General features: G+C 59.9%; 21 protein-coding genes and 1 other RNA gene. 9 read left to right on the top strand and 13 right to left on the bottom strand.

Annotated elements, in window-relative coordinates:
• Window positions 1-17: 17 nt before the first annotated feature.
• The gene (gene clpS / locus VOY09_RS08350) at window positions 18-359 is read right to left on the bottom strand and encodes an ATP-dependent Clp protease adapter ClpS (protein WP_416236740.1); all 342 of its coding nucleotides are present in this window, start codon (window positions 357-359) and stop codon (window positions 18-20) included.
• Window positions 360-623: 264 nt separating this feature from the next.
• Between clpS and VOY09_RS08345 the strand changes: the two genes are divergently transcribed.
• On the top strand, window positions 624-2,156 hold the full coding sequence (locus VOY09_RS08345; protein ID WP_322893967.1) for a D-alanyl-D-alanine carboxypeptidase family protein: 1,533 nt from the start codon (window positions 624-626) through the stop codon (window positions 2,154-2,156).
• Window positions 2,157-2,259: 103 nt separating this feature from the next.
• Here the strand turns inward: VOY09_RS08345 and VOY09_RS08340 are convergent, their stop codons facing one another.
• The 5 genes from VOY09_RS08340 to VOY09_RS08320 form a co-directional block, all read right to left on the bottom strand.
• Window positions 2,260-3,864 (bottom strand): ABC transporter ATP-binding protein, encoded by a 1,605-nt coding sequence (locus VOY09_RS08340; protein WP_322893968.1) that lies wholly within the window; start codon window positions 3,862-3,864, stop codon window positions 2,260-2,262.
• Window positions 3,861-5,033: an ABC transporter permease gene (locus VOY09_RS08335; protein ID WP_322893969.1), complete on the bottom strand. Its 1,173-nt coding sequence runs from the start codon at window positions 5,031-5,033 to the stop codon at window positions 3,861-3,863. The genes VOY09_RS08340 and VOY09_RS08335 overlap by 4 nt, the downstream gene beginning before the upstream one ends.
• Window positions 5,033-6,109, bottom strand: a complete 1,077-nt coding sequence (locus tag VOY09_RS08330; RefSeq protein ID WP_322893970.1) for a microcin C ABC transporter permease YejB — start codon at window positions 6,107-6,109, stop codon at window positions 5,033-5,035. Before VOY09_RS08330 ends, VOY09_RS08335 begins: the two co-directional genes overlap by 1 nt.
• A gap of 2 nt (window positions 6,110-6,111) precedes the next feature.
• A complete protein-coding gene (locus tag VOY09_RS08325; protein WP_322893971.1) occupies window positions 6,112-8,022 on the bottom strand; it encodes an extracellular solute-binding protein in 1,911 nt (636 codons plus the stop codon).
• Window positions 8,023-8,175: 153 nt separating this feature from the next.
• The gene (locus VOY09_RS08320; protein ID WP_322893972.1) at window positions 8,176-8,691 is read right to left on the bottom strand and encodes a c-type cytochrome; all 516 of its coding nucleotides are present in this window, start codon (window positions 8,689-8,691) and stop codon (window positions 8,176-8,178) included.
• Window positions 8,692-8,809: 118 nt separating this feature from the next.
• Between VOY09_RS08320 and VOY09_RS08315 the strand changes: the two genes are divergently transcribed.
• On the top strand, window positions 8,810-9,658 hold the full coding sequence (locus VOY09_RS08315) for a prephenate dehydratase (RefSeq protein ID WP_322893973.1): 849 nt from the start codon (window positions 8,810-8,812) through the stop codon (window positions 9,656-9,658).
• On the opposite strand, the gene VOY09_RS08310 is transcribed toward VOY09_RS08315, so the two are convergent.
• Window positions 9,655-10,119, bottom strand: a complete 465-nt coding sequence (locus tag VOY09_RS08310) for an SRPBCC family protein (RefSeq protein WP_322893974.1) — start codon at window positions 10,117-10,119, stop codon at window positions 9,655-9,657. The genes VOY09_RS08315 and VOY09_RS08310 overlap by 4 nt on opposite strands.
• A complete protein-coding gene (gene nudC, locus VOY09_RS08305; protein ID WP_322894144.1) occupies window positions 10,116-11,078 on the bottom strand; it encodes an NAD(+) diphosphatase in 963 nt (320 codons plus the stop codon). The genes VOY09_RS08310 and nudC overlap by 4 nt, the downstream gene beginning before the upstream one ends.
• Window positions 11,079-11,462: 384 nt before the next feature.
• Here nudC and ffs point away from each other — a divergent pair.
• An RNA gene (gene ffs / locus VOY09_RS08300) (signal recognition particle sRNA small type) lies at window positions 11,463-11,561 on the top strand.
• A gap of 93 nt (window positions 11,562-11,654) precedes the next feature.
• On the top strand, window positions 11,655-12,677 hold the full coding sequence (rsgA, locus tag VOY09_RS08295; protein WP_416236742.1) for a ribosome small subunit-dependent GTPase A: 1,023 nt from the start codon (window positions 11,655-11,657) through the stop codon (window positions 12,675-12,677).
• Window positions 12,678-12,699: 22 nt separating this feature from the next.
• Here rsgA and VOY09_RS08290 read toward each other — a convergent pair whose 3' ends face one another.
• Window positions 12,700-13,155 carry a protein phosphatase gene (locus tag VOY09_RS08290; protein ID WP_322893976.1) on the bottom strand — a complete coding sequence of 152 codons (456 nt, stop codon included), beginning with the start codon at window positions 13,153-13,155 and terminating at the stop codon, window positions 12,700-12,702.
• Window positions 13,156-13,278: 123 nt separating this feature from the next.
• Between VOY09_RS08290 and VOY09_RS08285 the strand changes: the two genes are divergently transcribed.
• From VOY09_RS08285 to VOY09_RS08270, 4 genes are all read left to right on the top strand, one after another.
• Window positions 13,279-14,994: a DNA polymerase III subunit gamma/tau gene (locus VOY09_RS08285; RefSeq protein ID WP_322893977.1), complete on the top strand. Its 1,716-nt coding sequence runs from the start codon at window positions 13,279-13,281 to the stop codon at window positions 14,992-14,994.
• 60 nt (window positions 14,995-15,054) lie between these two features.
• Complete coding sequence (locus VOY09_RS08280) at window positions 15,055-15,399, top strand: YbaB/EbfC family nucleoid-associated protein (protein WP_322893978.1); 345 nt, start codon at window positions 15,055-15,057, stop codon at window positions 15,397-15,399.
• 99 nt (window positions 15,400-15,498) lie between these two features.
• Window positions 15,499-16,092 carry a recombination mediator RecR gene (gene recR, locus VOY09_RS08275; RefSeq protein WP_322893979.1) on the top strand — a complete coding sequence of 198 codons (594 nt, stop codon included), beginning with the start codon at window positions 15,499-15,501 and terminating at the stop codon, window positions 16,090-16,092.
• Window positions 16,093-16,181: 89 nt separating this feature from the next.
• The gene (locus VOY09_RS08270; protein WP_322893980.1) at window positions 16,182-16,427 is read left to right on the top strand and encodes a hypothetical protein; all 246 of its coding nucleotides are present in this window, start codon (window positions 16,182-16,184) and stop codon (window positions 16,425-16,427) included.
• Between the two features lie 78 nt (window positions 16,428-16,505).
• Here VOY09_RS08270 and VOY09_RS08265 read toward each other — a convergent pair whose 3' ends face one another.
• Both VOY09_RS08265 and VOY09_RS08260 read right to left on the bottom strand, forming a co-directional pair.
• On the bottom strand, window positions 16,506-17,267 hold the full coding sequence (locus tag VOY09_RS08265; RefSeq protein WP_322893981.1) for a DUF1013 domain-containing protein: 762 nt from the start codon (window positions 17,265-17,267) through the stop codon (window positions 16,506-16,508).
• 197 nt (window positions 17,268-17,464) lie between these two features.
• Window positions 17,465-18,238, bottom strand: a complete 774-nt coding sequence (locus tag VOY09_RS08260) for an alpha/beta hydrolase (RefSeq protein WP_322893983.1) — start codon at window positions 18,236-18,238, stop codon at window positions 17,465-17,467.
• A gap of 67 nt (window positions 18,239-18,305) precedes the next feature.
• Here VOY09_RS08260 and VOY09_RS08255 point away from each other — a divergent pair, with 67 nt between their 5' ends.
• The gene (locus VOY09_RS08255) at window positions 18,306-19,784 is read left to right on the top strand and encodes an NAD-dependent succinate-semialdehyde dehydrogenase (RefSeq protein ID WP_322893984.1); all 1,479 of its coding nucleotides are present in this window, start codon (window positions 18,306-18,308) and stop codon (window positions 19,782-19,784) included.
• Between the two features lie 69 nt (window positions 19,785-19,853).
• On the opposite strand, the gene VOY09_RS08250 is transcribed toward VOY09_RS08255, so the two are convergent.
• Together VOY09_RS08250 and VOY09_RS08245 are read right to left on the bottom strand one after the other, a co-directional pair.
• Window positions 19,854-20,864 (bottom strand): serine hydrolase, encoded by a 1,011-nt coding sequence (locus VOY09_RS08250; protein ID WP_322893985.1) that lies wholly within the window; start codon window positions 20,862-20,864, stop codon window positions 19,854-19,856.
• Between the two features lie 100 nt (window positions 20,865-20,964).
• Window positions 20,965-21,552, bottom strand: coding sequence for a DUF1285 domain-containing protein (locus VOY09_RS08245; protein WP_322893986.1), 588 nt, complete (start codon window positions 21,550-21,552; stop codon window positions 20,965-20,967).
• Between the last annotated feature and the right edge of the window lie 10 nt (window positions 21,553-21,562).

The following is a 21,562-nucleotide window of genomic DNA, read 5'->3' as shown; positions in this document are numbered from 1 at the left end:
CGAACAGGGCCGGAGCGCTATTCTTTCTCCATTGTGCATTGCAGCGGGTGCTGATGGCGTTGCGCGAAATCCATCACTTGCGCCACCTTGGTTTCAGCAATTTCATGGCTGAAGACGCCGACAACAGCAACGCCTTTTTTATGAACAGTCAGCATCAGCTCGAACGCCTGCGCATGTGACAGGCCAAAGAACCGTTCCAGCACATGCACGACGAATTCCATCGGGGTAAAATCATCATTCAGGATCAGCACCTTGTACATCGGCGGGCGCTTGGTCTTTGGCTTGGTCTCCAGCGCCACGCCAAGGTTGCCGTCGTCGCTGTCCTTTTTATCTGCCATCATGTGAAACGGTCTGTGCATCAAAAGCCTGTCCTCTTCGCGCCTACATATAACCTAAGCCTGACAAGAAAAAAGGCCATCATTGCAGAAAGAGAAAAGCCGCCCATCGCCTATCTTGCGGCTTGACTGCGCCGCGCTACCAGATGTTCGACGGACGCCTGAGCAACAATGGGAAAGTCTTTGAATTTAAGGTATTTTCGCGAAACGAAACTTGTGTTAGCGTTTTCGGATAATAATAAGACCACCGGAAAAATCCGGGGTCAGAGGCAGCAAGAGGCACACGACATGGCACGTCGTCCGGGACAGGCGGCCCAATTCGGGCTATATCTTTGCGTTTTGATTTTCATTCTAGTGTTGGCGCCGATCCGCGGGGTCGCGGCACCCTATGCGGCTTTGGTCATGGATGCGCGCACGGGCGAGGTGCTGCATGCGGAAAATGCGGATACCCGCCTGCATCCGGCGTCGCTGACCAAGATGATGACGCTTTACGTTGCGTTTCAAGCGATCGAGCGGGGCGAGATCACGCTGGATACCGAAGTCACCGTTACGGCAGCGGCTGCCAATGAGCCGCCTTCGAAACTGGGGCTGCGGGTGGGTCAGAAGATCCGCCTGCGCTATCTCATCCGCGCCTCTGCTGTCAGGTCCACCAATGATGCTGCGACCGCGATTGGCATCGCGATTTCCGGTTCGGAAGAAGCGTTTGCCGAACGGATGAACCGCACCGCAGCCGCGATGGGCATGACCAATACCACCTTCCGCAATGCGCATGGCCTGACCCAATCGGGCCATTTGTCGACAGCACGCGATATGTCCGTTCTTGGGCGCCATGTGATCTATGACTTCCCACAATATTACAATTTGTTTTCGCGCCGGTCCGCCGATGCAGGCATGGCCACGGTGCAGCATACCAACCGCCGCTGGCTTGATTCCTATCCCGGCGGCGACGGGATCAAGACCGGCTTTACCAATGCGGCAGGCTTTACGCTGGTGGCCTCGGCGCAGCGCGGCGATCAACGGATCATCGCAACGGTCTTTGGCGGCGTCTCGCAGGCGGCGCGCAATGCCCGTGTAACGGAATTGATGGATCTGGGGTTCCGCACCGCGCCATCGCGCGCCAATGTGAACCGCCCGACCCCACCTGCGATGGCCGAAGCACCAGCAGCGAACCAGAGCGTCGCGGCGGCGGATGCCGTGCGTGGCTCGGCAGGTCGCACGATCCGCGTCAATGGTCTGGTCACCCGCAGCTACCGCCCCGTGGGCCGTCCCGGCGCGGCAGCGGCAGAACCTGCGGTTGATGTCGCAGCCCTTGTCGTCGATCAGGATATCATCGACGCGATCCTCGCCGAAACGATCAATGGTGCAGTTGCTGCGGCGGTGGCCCCGGAACCGCAAGCGCCTGACCCTGCGCCCGTGCAAGTCGCCGCGGCGCCGCCTGTCGTGACACCACAAGCACGCCCAGAACCAGCAGCGGAAATGCAGGTTGCGGCCGCTGCTGTTGCAGCCCCTGCCCCGGCCCCACAGGTCGAAAGTTTTGATCCTGCAGAACCTGAGGTGGTGACACGGATTTCCACATCCGGTGGGCGGCATTGGGGCGTAAACGTGGGCCGCTACAACAGCCGCTTTGACGCGGAACGGGTGCTCTTGCAGGTCGCACTGAACGAGATGAGCGCGCTGGACGGGTCCTTGCGCCGCGTCGTGCAACGATCCGGTGGGTTTGACGCCAATTTCATGGGGCTGACCCGCGAAGGGGCCGATCTGGCCTGTCGCCGGTTGCAGGCGCGCGGCACGACTTGTTTCATGATCGGCGCGGAAGGGTAACCCGGGTCAAGACCCGGGTTACTTTCTGATTTCGAACATCGGTGTCTGAGGCAAAGACTTTCTGGCCTCCGGCGGGAGTATTTGCAGAAATAAGAAGCTGGGATCAGGCCGAAATGGCGCGCCCTTCGAAGGCGGCGGCCATCAATTGGCGTGTATAGGGGTCTTTGGGCGCGTCAAAGATCGTATCGGCAGTGCCAGCCTCAACCACGTCGCCTTGTTTCATCACCATCACCTTATGTGACAAGGCGCGCACGACCTTCAGATCGTGGCTGATGAAAAGATAGGCCAACCGGTGTTTTTGCTGAAGTTCGCGGAGCAGATGCACGATTTGCACCTGCACCGTCATATCCAGCGCCGAGGTCGGCTCATCCAGCACCAAGAGTTTCGGGCGCAGGATCATTGCCCGCGCGATGGCAATCCGTTGCCGTTGCCCACCAGAGAATTCATGCGGATAGCGGTCCATCATCGCAGGGTCGAGGCCGACCTCGGCCATGATTTCAGCCACCATATCGCGCCGGTTGCGTCCGGGGTCGACGCCATGCACGCCCAGACCTTCACTGATGATCTGTTCCACCGTCATGCGCGGGCTGAGTGAGCCGTAAGGGTCCTGAAATACGATCTGCATCTCGCTGCGCAATGGCCGCATCTGGCGTTGGCTGAACTGATGGATGTCCTGACCGTTGAAGGCGATCCGCCCTTCGGACCGGATCAGCCGCATCACGGCGAGTGCCAGCGTGGTTTTGCCTGAGCCGCTTTCGCCGACAACGCCCAGCGTTTCGCCCGCGCGCAGGGTCAGGCTCGCGCTGTTCACGGCCTTGATATGGCCGACGGTGCGTTTGAGCAGACCCGCATGGATCGGGAACCATATTTTTGCACCTTCGGTTTCCAGCACCACCGGAGCATCCGCAGGCACCGGCACCGGCACGCCGGTCGATTCGGCGGCAAGCAGGGTCTGGGTGTAAGGATGCTGCGGATTGGCGAAAAGATCGGCTGTTGGCCCCTCCTCCACGATCTCGCCGTTCTTCATCACGCAGACGCGGTCGGCGATCTTGCGCACGATGGTCAGGTCATGGGTGATAAACAACATCGACATCTGATCGCGTGTTTTCAGATCGGCGAGCAGGTCGAGGATCTGCGCCTGAATGGTCACGTCCAGTGCGGTGGTCGGTTCATCCGCGATCAGAAGGTCCGGCCCGTTCGCCAGCGCCATCGCAATCATCACCCGTTGCCGTTGCCCACCGGACAACTGATGCGGATAAGCGCCAAGGCGGCTTTCGGGATCGCGGATACCGACGCGGGTCAACAGCTCGATAATCCGCGCCCGCACGGCTGGCCCGCGCAGGCCCTGATGCAATTCGATACTTTCAGCGAGTTGCTTTTCCAGCGTATGCAGCGGGTTCAGCGATGTCATCGGTTCCTGAAAGATGAAACTGATATCGTTGCCGCGTACCTTGCGCAAGGCGGGTTCTTTTGCGCCAACCATCTCTACGCCGTTGTAGGTGATTGACCCCGACATCACCGCGCTGTCGCCCAGCAATTGCACAGTGGAGAGCGCCGTCACCGATTTGCCTGAGCCGCTTTCGCCGACAATCGCGACGGTTTCGCCGCGCCCGACATGGAAGGACACACCGCGCACCGCATGGGTCGTGGCCCCATCCTGCCGGAAGGCGACACGCAGGTCGCGCACTTCAAGAATGGGTTGGGTCATTTCAAGGCGGCCTTTTGGGCGGTGATCATGTCTTGCGGTGCGACAACCGCCACCGACCCGTCGGCGACAAAAGTCTTGCGCGGGTCAAAGGCGTCGCGGATGCCTTCAAAGATGAAGACCAGCAGCGACAACATAATCGCGAAGGTAAAGAAGGCGGTAAAGCCAAGCCATGGGGCCTGCAGGTTCTGTTTGGCTTGCAGCGTGAGTTCGCCCAGGGACGGGGCCGAGGATGGCAGACCGAAGCCCAGAAAATCCAGCGACGCCAACGTGCCGATGGCCCCGGTGACAAGAAACGGCAGCATCGTCACGGTCGCCACCATCGCATTGGGCAGCATGTGGCGGAACATGATCGTGCGGTCGGGCACGCCAAGCGCCTTGGCCGCGCGGACATATTCCAGATTGCGCGCGCGCAGGAATTCCGCGCGGACCACGCCAACCAGCGCGGGCCAGCCAAAGAGAACTGTGAGGAAAACAAGCAGCCAGAAACTTCGCCCCAAGATCGCGAAGACGATGATGATCACGTAAAGCGACGGTGTGCCGGTCCAGATTTCGATGAAACGCTGGAATGTCAGGTCGGTCCAACCACCGAAATAGCCTTGCACCGCCCCTGCCGTGATCCCAATGACCGAAGCCGATACAGTGACCAGCAGCGCAAAAACAATCGACAGCCGGAAGCCATAGATCACCCGCGCGGTGACATCGCGCTTGGTGTCATCGGTGCCGAGCCAATTGGTGGCGGATGGTGCCGCAGGCGCCACGCCCGGCACATCGACGATTGTGTTATAAGAATAGGGGATCACCGGCCAGATCATCCATCCGCGCTGAAACTCCTCACCCAGATCCTCGCCCGCTTGGACGGACGCGATCATCGCTTCAGGTTCGTAGAAACAATCTTCCATCCCGCCGGTGCGGATCAGGCATTGCACTTCGGCGTCTTGATAGCGGGCCTCGGTCGGGAAATCGCCGCCATAATCCTGTTCCGAATAGAATTGCGCGATCGGCATGCGCAATTCGCCCTGATAACTGACGAGGATCGGTTTGTCGTTGGCGATCAGTTCCGCGACCAGCGACAGGCCGAATAGTACGGAAAAGATGATCAACGACCATACCGCCCGCCGGTTGCGTTTGAAATTGCGCCAGCGGCGTTGGTTCAGGGGGGACAGGCGCATCAGTTCCGTGCCTCAAAATCAATGCGCGGATCGATCAGCACATAGGTGATATCGGTCAGGATGCCGACCACCAGCCCGATCAGCGAAAAGGCGAAGAGCGTGCCGAAGACGACCGGATAGTCGCGGGCCACTGCCGCCTCGAACCCCAAGCGCCCGAGCCCGTCGAGCGAGAACAGGGTTTCGATGATCAGCGACCCGCCAAAGAACACGCCGATGAACAGTGCCGGAAAGCCCGAAATCACGATCAGCATCGCATTGCGGAAGACATGGCCGTAAAGCACGCGGGATTCGGATAGCCCTTTGGCCTTGGCGGTGATGACATATTGTTTCTTGATCTCGTCGAGAAAGCTGTTCTTGGTCAGCAAGGTCAGCGTGGCAAAGGCCGAAATCGTGGATGCCAGCACCGGCAGGGTGATGTGCCAAAGATAATCGAGGATTTTGCCGATCAGCGACAGATCCGCGAAATTCGATGAGGTGAGGCCACGCAACGGGAAGATGCGGAAATAGGACCCGCCTGCGAACAGCACGATCAGCAGGATCGCGAAGAGAAAACCGGGGATTGCGTAGCCGATGATGATGGCACCCGATGTCCAGGTATCAAACGGGGTGCCATCGCGGACCGCTTTCTTGATGCCCAAAGGGATCGAGATCAGATAGGCGATCAGCGTGGACCACAGGCCCAGCGTGATCGACACCGGCATCTTTTCCAGCACCAGATCGAACACGCTGATCGAGCGGAAATAGCTGTCGCCGAAATCCAGCCGCATGTAATTCCACATCATGGTGAAAAACCGCTCGACCGGTGGTTTGTCGAAACCGAATTCACGTTCCAACTGGGCGATGAATTCCGGCGGCAGGCCGCGCGCGCCGACATAGTCACTGCTTTCGCCGCCGAAATCGGCATCACCGCCGCCGCCAGCGAAGCTTTGGAACACATCGCCGCGCCCTTCGAGATTGGCGAGGATCTGTTCAATCGGGCCGCCCGGCACGAATTGCACCAGTGCAAAGTTGATGATCATGATCCCGATCAGGGTCGGGATCACCAGCAGCAACCGTCGGAAGATATAAGCGCCCATGTTTACCGCAATGCGCCGGCGGCGATCAGGGCATCGTATTTGTCCTGATTGAACCACCAGTAATCCAGATGGCCGAGGCCAAATTCCGGCAGGTTTTCGGGATAGTCGAACATATCGAAATAGGCGACCCAGTTCTGGCCCAGATACCATGTCGGCACGACGTAATAATCATAGCGCATCACCCGGTCGATGGCGGCGACAGCGGCGGCCATCTCGTCATAATCGCTGGCGTTGATCACGAATTCAGCCAGAGCATCGACTGCGGCAGAACAATAGCCGGCAGGGTTGAACACATCATCACGGTCTTCACAGCCATAGCGTTGAGTGAGCCCGGTGCCTTCTTGTAAACCGGCACTATAGACACCAAAAAGCATGTCGAAATCATTGGACTGGGTGCGCGCCTGATATTGCGACGGATCGACGCGGGTATAGGTGGCATTTACCCCCAGCCTTTGCAGGTTTTCGATATAGGGCGTGATCACCCTGTCAAAGGACTGCCGGGTTTCCAGAAATTCGATATCCAGCGTATTGCCATCGGCATCGCGCAGCAGACCATCAGCACCGGGGGTGAACCCGGCCTGCGCCATCAGATCAAGCGCGCGGCGCAGATTACTGCGGTCCAGTGGACGGTCACCGCTGGTATGAGGCAGAAAGGCGTCTTGGGTAAAAATCTCTTCCGGCAATTGATCGCGCACGGTTTCGAGCAGTTCCAATTCCCGCCCCTGCGGCAGGCCAGTGGCGCGCAGGCGGTCATTTTCCCAGAAACTGGTGCGTTGCCGGAACAGCCCATATTGCAGGTTTTCATTGGTCCATTCGAAATTGAACATCAGCCCGAGCGCCATCCGGACATTGCGGTCCTGAAACTTCTCGCGCCGCAGGTTGAAGACAAAGCCAGTGGAGGCGGGTGGTGTGCCATCCTCAAGCGTGTCCTGCACGACCCAACCATTGCGGATCGCAGGAAAATCGTATGATGTCGCCCAGTTGATCGATGAGGTTTCCTGCCGGAAGGTGAATTCACCGGCCTTGAACGCCTCGAACGCGGCGGAACTGTCGGCGAAATATTCAACACGGATCGAGTCGAAATTGGACCGGCCAACCATCAATGGCACGTCCTGCCCCCAGTAATCAGGGTTACGCTGATAAATGATCTGACGGCCCGGATCGACATTGCCAACCATATAGGGTCCGGTGCCGGGGGATGTCTGCAAGCTGCTTTCGTCCATCCGCGCGCCGGTTTCCTCGAACCATGCCTTGGACATCACAATGGCATTGGCCATCTGGCTGACCCGGCCACGGCGCGGGGAGTCCGGATTGAAGGTGAATTTGACGGTGTAATCGTCCAAGGCTTCCCAACCCGTCACAAGCTGGGTGATGCCCGCGCGGAATGACGGTGTCGCCTGTTCGCGCATGATGCCATGGGTGAAGACCACATCTTCCGCCGTCATCGGCGTGCCATCGGAAAAGGTGACGTCATCGCGCAGATTGAAGATCACCCATGACTGATCAGCGGGATATTCCAACGTGGTGCAAAGCAGACAGTAATAGGACCCGACCTCATCTGCGCTCATATCCATCATCCGTTCATACATGATCGACGAAAGCGCCCCCGGTGTGCCGGACAAAGTGGCAAAAGGGTTCATGCTGTCGAACGAGCCATCGGCAGAGACGCTGATCTCGCCACCCTTGGGCGCCTCGGGGTTCACGTAGTCCAGATGTGCAAAATCGGCGGGATATTTCAGATCGCCATATTCGTTGAAGCCATGCGAGACGATCACGTCATCCTGAGCATCGACCTGCGCGGCGGCGAAGATGGCGGCGATCCCAACAAGCGAACCAGCGACCCAACAGGTCCGCCACCCGGCGGCGCGGGTCTGCGTCTGGGCTGTAGCGTGGACCTTGGGATGCTGTGGCATAGAAATCTCCGCGTTACTGAAATGTAAACTGAAGCTAATTCCCTCAAAGGCAAATGTTCAAGTTGCGAATGCGTGATCGGGCGATGATCCGTGCAATTGCCTATAAAAAAGGCCGCCCCTGACGGGCGGCCCTTGATGCAGTGAAATAGCCGATCAATCGTCGATGGAGTCCAGATAGGCGATCAGATTGGCACGATCCGTGACGCTGCGCATCCCGTTATAGCCCATCGACGTGCCCGGTGCGTAACCGCGGGGGTTCTCCAGAAAGGCGTTCAGCGATTCAGGGTCCCAGACATCGTTCACCTCGATCAAGGCACCGGAATAGGCGAAATCGTCATAAAACTGGACTTGCCGACCCACGACACCATAAAGCGCCGGGCCAGTACCATGCACTCCCGATTCCAGCGCATGGCAGGACCGGCAATTGCGCCACAATGCCTCACCATCCGCGGCAGAGGCAGAGGCCATGACTTCCGCGAAATCAACCTCTTCACCAGCTTCGCCTTCGGCCTCTTCCGCGCTTTCCACTGCAATCGCATAGGCCTGTTCAGCATCACCATGGCCACCGCCGAAATAAATCGACGACGCTAGCCACGCCCCCAGCAGATAAACAAGCAAAGTCGCGCAGAGCGCACCAACGGCTTTTGTAACGGTCATTGTGTCGAACATGTCGCGGTCCATCCAGTTCAAGGTTTGGGGTTATCTATCTGGTTCCCCCCCGCCGTTGCAAGGTATAGTGGCGCGACCAAGTGCCCATTTTTGTCGCTGCCGTCCGGAGAATACAATTTTGTCACCAAAAATCGCTTTCCAAGGAGAGCTTGGCGCCTACGGTCATGAAGCCTGCGCCAGCGCCCGCCCCGACCACCAGCCCCTGCCCTGTGCCACGTTTGAAGATGCGATTGACGCGGTGCGCAGCGGTGCCGCCGATCTGGGCATGATCGCGGTTGAAAACTCCACCTATGGCAGGGTTGCCGATGTCCATGCCCTGCTGCCCGAAAGCGGGCTGCATATCGTCGATGAAACCTTTGTGCGGGTGCATGTGAACCTTTTGGGCAAAAAGGCTGCGCAATTGTCAGATATCACGATTGCCACAGGCCATCCGGTGATCCTGCCGCAATGCGCAGGCTTTCTGCGCGCGCATGGCATCAAAGGCCGCACCAGCAGCGACAATGCCCGCGCCGCGCGTGAAGTTGCCGAAGGCGATGATCTGCATGTCGCCGCCCTTGCCTCGGAACTCGCGGCGGAAATCTATGGCCTGCAGGTGCTGGCGCGCCATATCGAAGACCATGACCGCAACACCACGCGATTCCTGATCATGGCGCGCGAGATGGATGCATCACGGCGCGGCGATCATGGCATGGTCACCAGTTTCGTGTTCCGGGTCCGCAACATTCCCGCCGCCCTGTACAAGGCGATGGGCGGTTTTGCGACCAATGGCATCAACATGACCAAGCTGGAAAGCTATATGGTCGGCGGCGTTTTTACCGCCACACAATTCTATGCCGAGATCGAAGGGCATCCCGATGACGCCAATGTCCAGCGCGCGCTGGAGGAATTGGGTTATTTCACTGACCATCTGCTGATCATGGGCGTGTTTCCCGCCGCCGCCCGTCGCCATGAGACAAATCCGAGTTAACCCGCCTGACGATAAGCCTCTGCAATGCCCTGAGCGTGCCCCCGGATGCGCGATCGCAACTGGTCGGACAGCCGTGTCCTGACCAGTTTCAGCGATTGCAGCACCAGCCGGGCCGATAGCTTGCGTGCCGAAATCTCGATTACCACGCAGGCGCGTGTCTGTTTGGGCGACAGCGCGACAAGGGTAAGCTGCGTCACAAAAACCAGCCCGTCAGTCTCAGTCGTGACAACATAACTGTCGGGTGCATCACAAGCCGTCAGCGTGCAGATGAAATGCCGCATCCGGCCACGAAACATCGCATTGACATCCCAGACTGACCCGACGCCGATCGGCCCCGACTGCCGCCGCGCGACGGTCGCCCCCGCGCGCATGACACGGCGTTCAAAACTTTCAAAATCGCTGGCCTGTGCGAAGACATGCGCAATCGGAGCGGCGATATCTTCGTGCGTGCTCAGTTTCATGCCACGCCCCTGCCATTGCGGTCAGCCAGCCAGTTTTCGATCAAAAAATGCGCGATGGCACCTTTGCGCGCGGGCTTGATGCCGGGATGCAGCCCGGCAAATGACAAAGCCATATCTTCACGGCTGACCCAGCGCGCATCTTCAATCTCGGTCTGATCGATGGTCAGATCCACGCCCAGCGCATCGCCCGCACAGCCAAACATCAAGGATGCCGGAAACGGCCACGGCTGGCTGGCCAGATAACGGACATCGCCCACTGCTATGCCCGCCTCTTCCCAGACTTCACGACGCACCGCAGCCTCGATCGTTTCACCGGGTTCGACAAAACCGGCCAGCAGCGAATACATCCCTTCGGGCCAGCCGGGGGAACGACCGACCAGCACATTATTGCCATGGGTGATCAGCATGATCACCACCGGATCGGTGCGCGGAAAGTGATGCGCGCCACAGGCCGGGCAATTGCGCTGCCAGCCCGCCATGGCCGCCACGCTTTGCGTGCCGCATCTGGCGCAGAACCGGTGCGAATCGTGCCAGCCGATCACCGCCTTGGCGGTCGCGGCCAATTCGGCATCGCGCGATGTCAGCCGCGTCATGATCGCGCGCAACTCAGCGAAACTGGCGGCCTTGGGCATTGCGGGATGTTTTTGTTCGGACGGGTCCAGAAAAGTATCCAGATGCGTGATATCCAGATCCGGCGGCGTCCAGCCGGACAGATCGGCGGCAAAGACAGGGCCAGTGTCGTCGCGTCCCAGCAAGATCAGATCAGGCGAAGTATCGGCCATGACCGGATGATCCAGTGGGACCCGGATCAAAGCATCATCCATCACCATCGGCTTGCCGCGCCACAACAGCACGGTTTGCGCACCGGGCAAGGCCATAGCCGCCGCCGGATCGGCACGCAGCGCCGCAGCCCGGTCCAAGGCGGACCCACCAAAAGTAACAGTTTCCGAGAACATCATGACGTCGAAATGCCACGCCACGGGGTAAAGTTCAATTTTTTCCGACACTTGGGTGTATGCGGCACTCAATTTCCACCTCTGATTGCATTCGGGCTGAGCGGCGCGGCAAAACCGGCCCGCGCCGTGTGACAGACCTTGTCATGGAAATGCTGCCATATGGTTACCAGGACGATCAGACAGCCACATTGCGATCTGATTCGCATGGGGCCGCGATAGCGGTCGATGATGGCGATTTTATGCAGGCCATGTTTGAGCACGACAGATCCCGCTTTTCGCCTTGTCACCGTCAAGCGGCGCCCAGCCCCCATCAATGATCGATTTAATCACATCGGGATTCCGCCCCAAGACCTTGCACTCATCCGGCATCCGCCTTAACTACACTTCCGAGAGGTTGGCGCGGGCGAGTGCCTCGCCAACCTGGTCAGGTCCGGAAGGAAGCAGCCATAACGAGCCCCACTTGGGTCGTTGTCCAACCTCTCACCCACCCTCCGGTCATGAAAGGGAGGACAGAATGACTGCCCTTCCGGTTACGTTTCTCTGATCGCCGCTGTCGGAACCGATCTGGCAAAAGGCCAGATCCCGCTGGCTGAACTGGGCTGGCAGGGTTTTCAGCTATCGCAACTTGCGCCCGATGATGCCGCGCTGATCCCCGCCCGTATCGCCAATGTGCACCGCGACCGTGTCGTCGGCCTGACCGAAACCGGGCCGCTGGAACTGACGCTCGATCCGGGCATCACCACCGCTGCCGTTGCCGTGGGTGATTGGGTGCTTTGCGCGCCTGCGCAATTCCGGCTGATCCGCGTTCTGGACCGCCAGACAGAATTGTCGCGCGGCACAGAATATCACACTGGCGACAAGCAATTGATCGCGGCCAATCTGGACACGTTGTTCATCACCACCTCCTGCAATGCCGATTTCAATCCGGCCCGGCTGGAACGCTATCTGGCATTGGCGCATGATGCGGGCATCACCCCGGTGATCGTGCTGACCAAGGCGGATCAGGCCGATGATCCGGCCAGCTTTGCCGAACAGGCCCGCGCCTTGGGCCGCGATCTGGACGTGCTGGTCGTCAATGCCAAAGGGCCCGATGTGGCAGCGCATTTCGCGCCTTATTGCGGACCGGGCCAGACCGTCGCGCTGGCGGGCACATCAGGTGTCGGCAAAACCACCATCGCCAATGCGCTGACCGGCGGCAATGCCGCAACCCGTGACATCCGCGAAGATGATGCGCGCGGGCGGCATACGACGACGGGGCGATCCCTGCACCGGATGCTGGCCGGTGGCTGGCTGATCGACACGCCCGGGATGCGCGGGCTGGGTCTGGCCGAAGTCGGGTTCGGCATCGACGCGACCTTCCCGGAAATCTCGGAACTGGCCAGCCAGTGCAAATTCCGCAATTGCGCGCATGAGGGGGAACCGGGCTGCATGGTGCAAAAAGCCGTGACGGCGGGACAGATCGACCCTGACAGGCTCGCACGGTTCAAGAAACTGACAACAGAGAACACCCAAGCGACCGAGGCCATCGCCCTTGCCCGCGACAAGGTCCGCAAGCAGGGCCGCACCGGCAAGGGCGGCAAGAAACCGCGGATCAAGTCCTAAGAATGATGGCTGGCGGCGGGATCTAACCCTTGGCCCAGGCCAATTGCGCCTCGGTCTCGACCGCGCAGGCGCGTACTTGTCGCAACCGGGTCAGGGCAGCATCGCTTTCCTCGCCCGCAGCGATCATCAGCCGCAGCGCCATCATCCCGGCCCGGCCACAACCGCCTTTGCAATGGGTCAGCACCTTGCCACCCCCGCGCAGAACGGCGACAGCCGCGTCTTCGATCGCGCGGATATCATCAGAATCGGGCGTGCCATAATCGACAACCGGCAGATGGTGCCAATCTATCCCGGCGTCGCGCAGAACCTGCCCCAGATCACCAGCGCCCAGATCCTCCATCTCGGCCTGCGAGGTCATGGAGACAACAAGATCAGGCTGCCAGTCCAGCAGATCCTGCATCGCTGCCCCACGCGGCACCGGCGATAGCGCCAAAGTGCCACCAGCGGCGGGAAGGGCGAAAATCTCATAATCAGACATGGCAAGGCTCCTTGATTTGCGCGCAGACTGCCCTGTGGCGACACGGGGTGCAATCCCCGTGGTAGACCTCTGCCGCGCAGGAGCCTAGGCTGCACTATCATCCGAATCCCGCCAAAGGCCGCCATGACCGACGAAATCCGCTATCAAGTGCTCGCCCGGAAATACCGGCCTGAAACCTTTGCCGATCTGGTCGGGCAGGATGCGATGGTGCGCACCCTGCGTAACGCCTTTGCCGCCGACCGGATCGCACAGGCCTTTATGATGACAGGCATCCGTGGGACGGGGAAAACCACTACCGCGCGGATCATCGCCAAGGGGATGAATTGCATCGGTCCGGATGGCACAGGCGGACCGACTACCGACCCTTGTGGGGTGTGCGAGCATTGCGTGGCGATCATGGAAGGCCGCCATGTCGATGTGATGGAAATGGATGCCGCGTCGCGGACGGGTGTCGGCGACATCCGCGAGATCATTGATTCGGTGCATTACCGCGCGGCATCAGCCCGCTATAAAATCTACATCATCGACGAAGTGCATATGCTGTCGAAAAACGCCTTCAATGCGCTTTTGAAGACGCTGGAAGAACCGCCCGAGCATGTGAAATTCATCTTTGCGACGACCGAAATCCGGCAAGTCCCGGTGACGGTCCTGTCACGCTGCCAGCGGTTCGACCTGCGCCGGATCGAACCCGAGGTGCAGATCGCCCTGCTGCGCAAGATCGCAAATGCGGAAGGGGCAGAGATCAGCGATGACGCGCTGGCCCTGATCACCCGTGCGGCGGAAGGGTCTGCGCGCGATGCGCAATCCCTGCTCGATCAGGCGATCAGCCATGGCGCGGGGGAAACCAGCGCCGAACAGGTCCGCGCCATGCTGGGGCTGGCGGACCGGGGCCGCGTGCTGGACCTCTTTGACATGATCCTGCATGGCCGTGCGGCAGATGCGCTGACCGAACTGTCAGGCCAATATGCCGATGGTGCGGACCCGATGGCGGTGCTGCGTGATCTGGCCGAGGTCTGCCATTGGGTCAGCGTGGTGAAAATCACGCCTGACGCCGCCAATGACCCCACGATCAGCCCCGATGAACGCGCCCGTGGTCAGGCGATGGCGGATGGTCTGCCGATGCGCGTGCTGTCGCGGATGTGGCAGATGCTGCTCAAAGCATTGGAAGAGGTCGCCATGGCCCCCAACGCCATGATGGCCGCCGAAATGGCGGTGATCCGGCTGACCCATGTCGCTGACCTGCCCAGCCCCGATGATTTGGTGCGCAAGCTGAAAGACGCGACACCGCCGCCGCCCGGCCCGGCACGCACGGCCCCGACCCCGTCAAGCAATGGACCAACGGCACGCAGCATTGTGTCATCCAGCGGTGCGCAGACCGCAACCGCGCTCGCCCCTGATGCCTTGCAGCATTACGCGCGGTTCGAGGATGTGGTCGAACTCATCCGTCGCAACCGCGATGTGAAACTGCTGGTCGAGGTCGAAACCGGGTTGCAACTGGTCGCCTATCAGCCCGGCCGGATCGAGGTGACACTCGCCCCAAATACCGCCAGTGACCTGATCGGTCGCTTGGGCGCGCGGCTGCAACTCTGGACCGGCAATCGCTGGACGATTTCCGTGGTCAGCGAAGGCGGCGCGCCAACGATCGCACAAACCCGCGACGCAGCCGAAACCGCCCTGCGCGATCAGGCCAATGCGCATCCTTTGGTGCAGGCCGTGATCAATGCCTTTCCCAAGGCCCGCATCACCGATATCCGCACCGCCGCCAGCAAGGCACAGGACGCCAGCGAAGACGCCCTGCCCGAGGTCGAAGATGAATGGGACCCGTTCGAAGACGACTGACCCGGTTGCGGGACGGCCCGCAACGCCCTATTTCAGATGAAACCAGATCAGGAGACAGCAATGCTCAAAGGCTTAGGCGGACTTGGCGATATGGCCAAGATGATGAAACAGGCACAGGACATGCAGGGCAAGATGGCCCAGATGCAGGAAGAGCTTGAGAACGTATTGGTTGAAGGCGTCAGCGGCGCCGGACTGGTCAAGGCGACCGCGACCGCCAAGGGCGAGCTGAAAAGCCTCGACATTGATCCATCCATCTTCAACGGCGAAGACAAGGAAGTCGTCGAAGATTTGATCCTCGCCGCGATTAAGGATGCGCAATCCAAAGCGACCGAGCGGGCGCAGGAAGAAATGAGCAAGATGGCCGAAGGTCTGGGCCTGCCACCGGGTATGAAACTACCTTTCTGACCATCGTCAGAGCCGTTGAAATCGCGCAAAGCGCGAATTCAACTACATATCCCCGCCGGAGGCATAAAAGTTCTTTTGGCCCCAACCGCAAAGACCAGCATGTCCAACGGCACCGAAGACCTCGACCACCTGATCGCGATGATGGCGAAACTGCCGGGGCTGGGGCCACGTTCGGCCCGCCGCGCGGTGCTGCATATGATCAAGAAACGCAGCCTCGTGCTGCTGCCCTTGGCGGATGTGCTGCATAAGGTGGGTGCGACAGTCCGCGAATGTCTCAATTGCGGCAATATCTGCACGGCGGATATCTGCGATATCTGCCTGTCGGAAAAACGCGCCACCGGCCAGATCGCGGTGGTCGAGGATGTCGCCGACCTCTGGGCGATGGAACGCTCCGGCGTGTTCAAAGGGCGCTATCATGTGCTGGGCGGCACGCTCTCCGCACTTGATGCGGTGGGTCCAGATGAATTGCGCATCCCCAAATTACTGGACCGGATCGCCGCGGAAAGCATCACCGAAGTCATCATCGCGCTGGGTGCCACAATCGACGGTCTGACCACGGCGCATTATATCGCCGATCAATTGCCCGGCGTGATGGTCACATCGCTCGCGCAAGGCGTTCCCGTGGGAGGCGAGCTTGATTATCTCGACGACGGCACGATTACTGCAGCATTGAATGCGCGCAAGGCATTGTGAAGAAAATCCCGTAAACTTGATTTTGCCACAGAATCATGCAAATTGTTTCCGGTAACGCGTATAATTCCTAAAAAATCCGGGATTACTGCATGCCAGACAACAAAAGTTCGAAAGAATTCGCAGAACGTCTGCGACGTATCGAACAGAAAAGACGGCAGTCCGGTCACAAGGCGCTCTCGCGGCAGACACAACCCGAGCACGAAAATCATGATTGGCGCAATATCTTCATCTGGCTCGCCTTCGGGATCATCCTGGGCACCGGCGGATATATCGCATGGCATGCCTTGTCACCCCACGATCCTGCGGTTGCCGGCGTCTCCCAGCCCGGCCCGTAACCGCCCGGCAAGCGTCTGATATCAATGCAAAACGCGCGCCCCACAGGACACGCGTTTGTCATTCCGCCAAAAGCCGTCTCAGCGGCGATCATCCTCATCATCGTCGTCATCATCGGGCAGGTTGAAAAAGCTGTCCGCGTCAGAAACGTCACGCTTGTCTTCTTCCTCTTCCTCGTCGCGCGGATCGCTGAGGCTGAAGGTTTCCAGCCCGGCCATCGCCGACGGCATCTTGGGTTCAGGCGCCATACCCAAAGATTGTTCGGTGCTGACCAGCTTGCGACGTTCATCATCGCTCATCGCGCCGCCTTCGCGGGCTTTCTTGGCATTGGCTTTTTGCACAGCGGCATCCAGTTCGGATTGCTTGCACAGGCCCAGCGCAACCGGATCAATCGGGTCCAGATTGTTGATGTTCCAATGCGTCCGCTCGCGGATCGCCAGAATGGTGGGCTTGGTCGTGCCGACCAGTTTCGAAATCTGGGCATCGGACAATTCCGGATGGAACTTCACCAGCCAATAGATCGAGGCTGGCCGGTCCTGCCGCTTGGACAAAGGCGTATAGCGCGGACCGCGGCGCTTTTCCTCGCCGGTCGCTGCGGCATAGAATTTCAGCTTCAGCTTATAGGCTGGATCAGCCTCACCTTTGGTGATCTCATCCTGCGTCAGCTGGTTATTGGCAACGGGGTCAAAGCCTTTGACACCGACAGCCACATCACCATCGGCGATGCCCTGCACTTCCAATTCGTGAAAGCCGCAAAATTCGGCGATCTGTTTGAAGGTCAGCGTGGTGTTGTCGCAAAGCCAGACGGCGGTCGCCTTGGCCATAATCGGTTTCTCAGTCATCGTGCTCTCCTGATCTGACAGACAAGCCACACCCGTGCCCTTGCAGGGGCTGACCGCTGGGGCCGGGTTCGCATTGTCGGGGAACTTGGCCCTTGTATACTAATTGCAACGCCAAGAGGAAAGATCAAAAATCCCGCATCGTCCGAGCCCAAATATCCCCGCCGGAGGCATTCATATTCCGCAGGAATGTGAACCCGTTACGCCAGAACCGCGCGGGTCAGGTCGCTGTCAGGCAGTGCCAAACCGTCGATCACATCAAAATGATGCCGCTCTGGCACCGTGACCAGCGGCGCATCCCACGCCTGTGCCAGCAGTCCTGCCTGTTCGATAAACACCGGCCGTTCCGCGCCCCCGACCCAGATTGTCACCGGCACATGTGGCACCGGCAGATGCACCGGGCTTTCGCTGTCCACCACATCCGGCGTGATCGCCAGGTCCGTGTTCATTGAGGTTTGCATCAAGGGCGCGAGATCCGCCACGGGCGAAATCGCCACCACCCGCGCCAACCTGTCCTGCCAGCGCGCGCCCGGACGCGGCGCAGTCATCCGCGCCACCAATTGCCCGCCCGCCGAATGCCCGACCAACCTCACCGGTCCCGGCACACGGTCAGCGATCACCTGCATCGCCTGCGCGATCTGATCGCCGATCTGCGCGATCCCGACATCCGGGCACAGATCATAGGACGGCATCACCACCGCCCAGCCCTGCGCCAAAGGTCCCGCCGCCAGATGCGACCAGAATGATTTGTCAAACCGCAGCCAATAGCCGCCATGGACGAAAATCACGACACCTTTGGCCAGACGGTTGGGGTGAAACAGATCGAACCGCTGCCGCGGGCTTTCGCCATAAGCCAGATCAATCTCGCATCTTGCGCCCGCGCGAAACGCCGCCGCCTGCGCGGCCCAACGGTCAGGATAATCCGCGCCACCCGGGATATAAGCCGCATTCGCATAAGCATCATCCAGCTCCATCGGTCAGACCCCCTTTACCTTTGCCCCTATGAGAGGCCACATTGTGCCAAAGTCAAAGGAGACTACCATGCTTGATGAAACCACCAACCTCAAATCCATGCTGGACCGTCCTGATCTGCTGTGTGACGCGGCCTTTGTCGGTGGCACTTGGGTGCAGGCCAAAAGCGGCAAAACCTTCGACGTGACCAATCCCGCGCGCGGCGATGTGATCGCGCAGATCCCGGACCTTTCCCGCGCCGAAGTCGCGCAGGCGATTGATGCGGCGCAGAAGGCGCAGAAACCCTGGGCCGCGCTTCCTGCCAAAGAACGCTCCAAAGTTCTGCGCAAATGGTTCGACCTGATGATGGCGCATCAGGAAGACCTCGCCATCATCATGACCGCCGAACAGGGCAAACCCTTGGCCGAGGCGCGCGGCGAAGTCGCCTATGGCGCGTCCTTCGTGGAATGGTTCGGGGAAGAGGCGAAACGCGTCTATGGCCAGACCATCCCCGGCCATATGGCCGATAAACGTATCACCGTGATCAAACAGCCCATCGGCGTTGCCGCAGGCATCACGCCGTGGAATTTCCCCAATGCGATGATTGCGCGCAAGGTCGCGCCTGCCTTGGCCGCCGGTTGCGCCTTTGTCGTGCGGCCTGCCTCGCTGACACCTTTGTCAGCGCTGGCCATGGCGAAACTGGCGGAAGAGGCGGGCGTGCCAAAGGGCCTGTTCTCGGTCGTGACCTCGACCTCAGCCTCGGACATCGGCAAGGAATTCTGCGAAAACCCCATCGTGCGCAAACTGACCTTTACCGGGTCCACCGAAGTCGGGCGTATCTTGCTGAAACAGGCCGCCGATCAGGTGATGAAATGTTCGATGGAACTGGGCGGCAATGCGCCTTTCATCGTGTTTGATGATGCTGATCTCGATGCCGCCGTGGAAGGTGCCATCGCCTGCAAATTCCGCAACAACGGCCAGACCTGCGTCTGCGCCAACCGGATTTATGTGCAAAAAGGCGTCTATGACGCGTTTTCCGCCAAGCTGAAGACCGCCGTTGAAAAGCTCCGTGTCGGTGATGGCCTGGCCGATGGCACCACGCTTGGCCCGCTGATCGAACCGGCTGCGGTCAAGAAAGTACAGGAACATCTCGACGATGCCTTGGCCAAGGGCGGCAAGGTCCTGACAGGCGGCAAACCGCATGATCTGGGCGGGCAGTTCTTTGAACCCACAATCGTCACCCATGCGACCAAGGACATGCTGGTCAGCACGGATGAAACCTTCGGCCCCTTCGCGCCGCTCTTCATGTTTGAAGATGAAGATGACGTGATCTTTCAGGCCAATGACACGATCTTCGGTCTGGCGTCCTATTTCTACGCCAAGGATCTGTCCCGCGTCACCAAAGTCGCCGAAGCCTTGGAATATGGCATTGTCGGCGTGAATACCGGCATCATCTCGACCGAAGTGGCGCCCTTTGGTGGGATCAAGCAATCCGGTCTGGGCCGTGAAGGCTCATCGCATGGGATCGATGATTACATGGAACTGAAATACATCTGCACCAGCATCTGACGCGGGTCGGGATGGGTGAAATCACCCATCCTACCCATCGCCGATCCGTAGGGCGGGGCTCGCCCCGCCTTACCCCATCCGGCTGCGCGCCACCGGGATCACGTCACCTTCGATCAACCGCATGATATCGCCGAAATGCCCACCCGACCGTGCCGGCAAATTCGGGTTCGACGTCAGCGCCAGCGTCATCTCCAGCTCTGGCACCGTGCAGATCACCTGCCCGCCATAGCCCCGCGCCAAGGCATAGCCGACCCCGTCCGCCTGCCCCAGAAACCAGCCATAGCCATAGCTGAGCCCGGAAAATTGCGACCGTGTGCGCGTCGCAAACGACTGCGCCACCCAATCAGCGCTCAGCACCTGCACGCCATTGAACTGGCCACCCTGCCGGTACATCTCGCCAAAGCGCGCCATGCCATCCAGCGTCAGCGCCATTTCATTACCGCCCAGATAAAATCCCTGCGGATCGCGGGTCCATGCGGGGATCTCGATCCCCAAAGGCTGGCCCAGACGGGCGCGGGCAAGCTCCAGCAAGCTTTGCCCAGACACTTCGGTCAAGACCGCACCCAACACATGGAACGATCCCGTGGAATAGAGCATCGGCCCGCCCGGTTCCGCCACAAAGGGCCTCCCCAGCGCATTGGCGACCCAATTGCCGCTGCTGACCCAGCCGCCGTAATTGCCACCTGATGTGCGTTCCAACCCGGTCTGCATGGTCACGAGGTTCTCAATCGTGATCCCCGCCACACGCGGATCAGCGCCAGACGGGATCAACCGCGGCGCCACCTCGCCCAAGGTCGCCTGCACCGAGGGCAATTCACCCCGGTCGATGGCCGCCCCCGTCAAAGCCGCGACAATCGTCTTGGATACGGATTTCACCGGCACCGCGCGGCCAAGTGCTGGGCCGCGAAAGGCCTGCGATACGACCTCTGCCCCCGATTGCCGGATCACCAGCGCATGGCATTGATCCAAAGACCGGGCGCGGTCAGCGACACCGGCCCAAGGGTCCGATTGCGCGATCAAGGGCGTGGCGAGGCTTGCGGCAGCCCCTAGCAAAACACTCCGGCGGTGGAAAAATGTCATGGCATATCCTTATTTTTAAACGAAAGGATAAGTCGTGACACCGGACAGACCAGTGACATTCGCGTGTGCGACTATCGTAGGGTGCGTGATATCACGCACCCTACGGCAATTCATCCGCGGGAATGATCGGGAAAAACGCGCCTTTTGACCGCACGCCAAACCAGTGCGCGCCGTCATGCTCCGCCTCTTCACCCATATCGACGAGGCGGTAAAACGACTTGCGATCAATCAATGCCTCCAGATTGGCGCGGACCAGCACATAGGGCGATGGCTCACCCGTCTCATGGTCACGCACCACCCGGATCGGGTTGTCCGGCCCGGCGGTCACCTTGTCGCCGACATTGGTTTCAAAGGTCAGATCGCCGCCCTGCTGGTCCACATCCACCGCCACAAAAGGCGCATCATCGACTGTGATCCCCACCTTTTCCACCGGCGTGACCAGCACATAATCGTCACCATCCCGGCGCAGGATGGTCGAAAACAGCTTGACCAACGCAGGCCGCGCAATCGGCGTGCCCATGTAAAACCAGGTCCCGTCCCGCGCGATCCGCATATCAATCTGCCCGCAATGCGGCGGGTTCCACAGATGCACCGGCGGCAATCCGCCTTTTTGCACCGCCTGCGCGCTAGCCGCGAGACTTTCGGCGCTGGGGCCTACAATCTTTTGTGTGGTCGTGGATTTTGCCATTGGGGTCACC

The sequence above is a fragment of the Yoonia sp. 67-2 genome, from assembly GCF_035117555.1.
GTDB lineage: Bacteria > Pseudomonadota > Alphaproteobacteria > Rhodobacterales > Rhodobacteraceae > Yoonia.
Note: the sequence above shows the minus strand (reverse complement) of the source record. Positions and strands in the feature narration are given on the sequence as shown.

Coding starts and splice junctions, on each gene's coding strand:
- clpS (WP_416236740.1), bottom strand. CDS start 359: ATGCACAGACCGTTTCACATGATGGCAGATAAAAAGGACAGCGACGAC.
- VOY09_RS08345 (WP_322893967.1), top strand. CDS start 624: ATGGCACGTCGTCCGGGACAGGCGGCCCAATTCGGGCTATATCTTTGC.
- VOY09_RS08340 (WP_322893968.1), bottom strand. CDS start 3,864: ATGACCCAACCCATTCTTGAAGTGCGCGACCTGCGTGTCGCCTTCCGG.
- VOY09_RS08335 (WP_322893969.1), bottom strand. CDS start 5,033: ATGCGCCTGTCCCCCCTGAACCAACGCCGCTGGCGCAATTTCAAACGC.
- VOY09_RS08330 (WP_322893970.1), bottom strand. CDS start 6,109: ATGGGCGCTTATATCTTCCGACGGTTGCTGCTGGTGATCCCGACCCTG.
- VOY09_RS08325 (WP_322893971.1), bottom strand. CDS start 8,022: ATGCCACAGCATCCCAAGGTCCACGCTACAGCCCAGACGCAGACCCGC.
- VOY09_RS08320 (WP_322893972.1), bottom strand. CDS start 8,691: ATGTTCGACACAATGACCGTTACAAAAGCCGTTGGTGCGCTCTGCGCG.
- VOY09_RS08310 (WP_322893974.1), bottom strand. CDS start 10,119: ATGAAACTGAGCACGCACGAAGATATCGCCGCTCCGATTGCGCATGTC.
- nudC (WP_322894144.1), bottom strand. CDS start 11,078: ATGATGTTCTCGGAAACTGTTACTTTTGGTGGGTCCGCCTTGGACCGG.
- VOY09_RS08290 (WP_322893976.1), bottom strand. CDS start 13,155: ATGTCTGATTATGAGATTTTCGCCCTTCCCGCCGCTGGTGGCACTTTG.
- VOY09_RS08285 (WP_322893977.1), top strand. CDS start 13,279: ATGACCGACGAAATCCGCTATCAAGTGCTCGCCCGGAAATACCGGCCT.
- VOY09_RS08280 (WP_322893978.1), top strand. CDS start 15,055: ATGCTCAAAGGCTTAGGCGGACTTGGCGATATGGCCAAGATGATGAAA.
- recR (WP_322893979.1), top strand. CDS start 15,499: ATGTCCAACGGCACCGAAGACCTCGACCACCTGATCGCGATGATGGCG.
- VOY09_RS08270 (WP_322893980.1), top strand. CDS start 16,182: ATGCCAGACAACAAAAGTTCGAAAGAATTCGCAGAACGTCTGCGACGT.
- VOY09_RS08265 (WP_322893981.1), bottom strand. CDS start 17,267: ATGACTGAGAAACCGATTATGGCCAAGGCGACCGCCGTCTGGCTTTGC.
- VOY09_RS08260 (WP_322893983.1), bottom strand. CDS start 18,238: ATGGAGCTGGATGATGCTTATGCGAATGCGGCTTATATCCCGGGTGGC.
- VOY09_RS08255 (WP_322893984.1), top strand. CDS start 18,306: ATGCTTGATGAAACCACCAACCTCAAATCCATGCTGGACCGTCCTGAT.
- VOY09_RS08250 (WP_322893985.1), bottom strand. CDS start 20,864: ATGACATTTTTCCACCGCCGGAGTGTTTTGCTAGGGGCTGCCGCAAGC.
- VOY09_RS08245 (WP_322893986.1), bottom strand. CDS start 21,552: ATGGCAAAATCCACGACCACACAAAAGATTGTAGGCCCCAGCGCCGAA.